Here is a 588-nt window from a genome sequence, read left to right as displayed (position 1 = left end):
GGCTATGAATCATTTTAAAATTCATTTCTCAACACTTTCAGAAAGAAAAATATATTTTTAATCTCAATTATTCTTCTTAGAAAAAAGCTAAAACCCGATTAATAATATTCAAAAAAGGCAGCAGTGCATTTTGATTTTGGCTACCATTTGGCTCCCTTTTAGCTCCCAAATGGCTACCTAATAATGTAGCTATTTGGTATCCATTTTTGATTTTAGGTATCCATATGGTATCCATTTTTGATTTTGTGTAGCTATTCGGTATCTTTTGTGTAGCCGTTCGGGAGTCATATAACAATTTTTATCGCATAAATAGGAATCCCATTTGACACTGTCAAATCAATATTTTGCACAGAAATGGCTACCGAATGGCTACATACGGAGACATTTCTGTGTAGGATTCCTCTTATGCTCTTTAATAGCAATAGTTGCAATATTACACCTGTATACCCTCATATTTTTCATTTCAAAATCTCAAACCTTTTTCAGAAAAACATCTTTAATTTTTTCTAACAAAACAAAAAACGCTCACTCTTTTTTTCGAGTAGCGTTTTGTTTTTTCTTTTTCTTCTTCAATTTCATTTATCATTT

Source organism: Microbacterium sp. NPDC055599 (genome assembly GCF_053618975.1).
The sequence above is the reverse complement of the archived record's forward strand: the minus strand, read 5'-3'. Positions refer to the sequence as shown.